The following is a 2,961-nucleotide window of genomic DNA, read 5'->3' on the forward strand; positions in this document are numbered from 1 at the left end:
TTTCTATGAAACCGTCGATTCTCCCTGCGGAATTGCCGGACTGATATACGAGGCGAACTACGCTCAGGCCAGCGACACCATCGGCAGACTTCGCCTCCACTACCTGATCGGTGAAGAATCATGGATGGCAAACAGGGTGCTGCTCGACGATCGGAAAGACAGCTTTGGCGTTCCTTACATCCGGTTCGAGTATCGGAATTCCGACAATGACATTGCCAGGGTCCGATTCCTTGCCGACCGAGCAGATGAGATTCTTCGGGCTGCAGGAGCCAAAGACCTAGAGCGGGAGCCGTCAGTTCACAGCAAGGGCAGTTCGCACCTGCATGGAACAGCGCGCGCAGGAAGCGATCCGAGAATATCCGTCGTTGATAGGGACGGTCGTATTCACGGGTATGACAATATCTACATCATGGACGGATCGGTGATGAACTTCGCCGGCAATAGCAACCCCACCCATACAATCATGGCTAATGCCAGGCGTATGTCACTTTCAGTCGGAATTTGAGGCTTGGCGGGAAAGAAATCTCAACCGATGGCATGCGGCGGCGCCTCTCCGTTGTGCTTGAGCGTGATCTGCCTAAACCGTTTGCGCCGGCAGAGGAGCCAGGAGACTGTTGTTCATGATGACTGCTGACTTATCAAAATTCCACCACATCGCATTTGACCTGGACGGAGTTCTCGTCGACTCGCAGGCTGTTGTTGAGTTGGCGCTTAGAAGGTGGGCACAAGAGAGGGGATATTCTCCTGACCTCATAATTGAGCTCTCTGCCGGTCGCCGAGATCAGGAGCTAGTCGCCGAAGTTGCGCCGCATCGCGATCCGGAAGCTGAGGCCAAATGCATCGCCGATTTCGAGATTGAGGTGATGTCTCAGCTTAGAGCAATTGACGGTGCTGAGCAGTTTTTTCGATCGATCCCTTCCGCCCGTAGATCGATAGTCACTTCTTCAACCAAGGAGGCCGCGACCGCCAGACTGCGCCAGGTCGGCATCCCTTTGCCCAAGGTTCTGATTTCGGCAGATGACGTCAGACGCGGAAAGCCGGATCCACAGCCCTACGAATTGCTTCTCGAAAAAGTTGGTGTGTTGGCTGAAGAATGCCTGGTGTTTGAAGATTCGCCCGCAGGCATAGCCGCAGCTCTTGCAGCAGGTTGCGGTTGCATCGGGGTCGGCGCTGCAGCACAAAACTGTCAAGGTATCATGGAGTGGATACCAGATTTTGGACAGGGCTCGAACCTGGCGGCAGTCAATTCGCTACGGGGAGTGTAAGGCCATGAATATCACTTTGTCAGCAGTTGAAGAAACACTCGATGAAGTCGTGTTCCATGATGACATCCTTGCGAAATATCAACGCGAGCGCGATATCTACGGCTCGCTGCTTGATGCGGCTGAGCGAGCTTACATGGCGTGCCGCGTTACGCTGTCCGATCGCCGCGTCTGGCATATCAACTCGACAGCGTTTGGAGGAGGCGTAGCGGAAATGCTGCCACACCACATCGCCCTGATGCGGGGCTTTGGGATTGACATGAGGTGGCTGATTTTTAAGCCTCGGGACAAGCAGTTTTTTGCCTTCACAAAGGGATTGCACAATTCGCTTCACAATGTCCAAACCCCTACCACCGACGAACTTGTGGCGTCATACGAGCGTGAATCGAGACAGGGCGCGCGTGATCTCAGGCGCATCATTGGAGCGGATGACGTCGTGATCGTACACGATCCTCAACCGCTGGCTGCGGCCTCTTTTTTTCTCGAATCTCAACCCCATCCGGCTATATGGCGATGCCATATCGGCTATCCTCAACGAGCTCCTACGGTCGATAGAACCTGGGAATTCTTGCGAGGATATTTACGCCCGTTTCATAGAGTTGTGTTGAGCGATGCGGACTATGCTTTCAACGGATTTTCCGACATCGATATTATACCTCCGTCTATTAGCCCGTTTGCTGATAAGAATCTCTCCTACCCCAATGAGCCCGGAGACGAGCTGGAAAGATACGCCTCTATAAACCGGTATGATGAAGATTTAAGGATAAGCCTTGCCGATCTAATAACGGAGAGATATTTTCTTCAAGTGTCGCGTTGGGACAGGTTAAAGGGTATCGATCGCATATTAGAGGCTTTTCGACGGTTTGTTGAGAACGAACCCTCAGTGGCCGACGGAACTAGTTTGGTTATTGCTGGTCCCGATCCTGCAGGTGTGTCGGATGATCCCGAGGCGGCTGAATATCTTTCGGAGTGCGAGGCTCATGCTGCGCGTTTGCCCCGGAAAGTCCGCCAACACATCCGATTTGTCTGCGTGTCTATGAAAGATCACCAAAAAAACGCTGAGATCATCAGCAGACTTCAAGCTCGCGCTTTTGCGGTTTTTCAGCTTTCAAAAGAGGAGGGTTTCGGCCTTGCACTTACCGAAGCGCTCTTTAAATGTCGACCCGTAGTGGTCTCAGACGCATTCGGGTTAAAACGGCAGATTATCGATGGCGTCAATGGAATTGTTATACAAGAACCGGGCATCGAGGAGAAAGCTTCTGAAGTTATGAGAAGACTGGTCGTCGGTACGATTGCTCATCCGTGGTTAGGGCGCACAGCCAGAGAAATGTGCATCCAAAACAGCGTGCAAATCGCGCGTGCTCCGTCTTGGCTACAGAGTATCGTGAATGGGATTGCACAATTTGAGGCCGAGTAGCATTCCCAACAGTGTAGGTATGCGGTTCGGCCGAGTCGAAATCAGAAGAACAGCAGGCCAGGGCGGTGTTGTTCGAGACCGGTAATTTGTCTGGGGTCAGGCGGCACGCAGAAGGGGCGGTTTCGGCTTGAATATAGAAGGCACGCTCGGGGCTGGTTGCCGAAACGGTGCCCGCAGCCGACTGCGAAGTTCGCCGTTGATCTCTGCCGTCCGGACCTGCATGAGCATATGCGCGCCGTGGAGCGACCACCGCATCTGCTGCTTTTTGACCATCCGCTTGCC

At 53.4% G+C, this 2,961-nt stretch carries 4 protein-coding genes; 3 read left to right on the plus strand and 1 reads right to left on the minus strand.

Annotated features, from left to right (window positions below; translation table 11 throughout):
• The 3 genes from ACWGTI_RS32220 to ACWGTI_RS32230 form a co-directional block, all read left to right on the plus strand.
• The coding region (locus tag ACWGTI_RS32220; RefSeq protein WP_454590626.1) for a GMC family oxidoreductase at nucleotides 1-505 on the plus strand (505 nt) is incomplete at its 5' end.
• 115 nt (nucleotides 506-620) lie between these two features.
• Nucleotides 621-1,265: an HAD-IA family hydrolase gene (locus ACWGTI_RS32225; RefSeq protein ID WP_454590627.1), complete on the plus strand. Its 645-nt coding sequence runs from the start codon at nucleotides 621-623 to the stop codon at nucleotides 1,263-1,265.
• A 4-nt stretch (nucleotides 1,266-1,269) separates the two neighbouring features.
• Complete coding sequence (locus ACWGTI_RS32230; protein ID WP_454590628.1) at nucleotides 1,270-2,679, plus strand: glycosyltransferase; 1,410 nt, start codon at nucleotides 1,270-1,272, stop codon at nucleotides 2,677-2,679.
• A 96-nt stretch (nucleotides 2,680-2,775) separates the two neighbouring features.
• On the opposite strand, the gene ACWGTI_RS32235 is transcribed toward ACWGTI_RS32230, so the two are convergent.
• The coding region (locus tag ACWGTI_RS32235; RefSeq protein ID WP_454590629.1) for a hypothetical protein at nucleotides 2,776-2,961 on the minus strand (186 nt) is incomplete at its 5' end.

It is taken from the genome of Mesorhizobium sp. ArgA1 (genome assembly GCF_053714375.1).

What these genes read in the sequence shown, in the direction of transcription:
- ACWGTI_RS32230 (WP_454590628.1), top strand. Translation starts at nt 1,270, where the DNA reads ATGAATATCACTTTGTCAGCAGTTGAAGAAACACTCGATGAAGTCGTG.
- ACWGTI_RS32225 (WP_454590627.1), top strand. Translation starts at nt 621, where the DNA reads ATGATGACTGCTGACTTATCAAAATTCCACCACATCGCATTTGACCTG.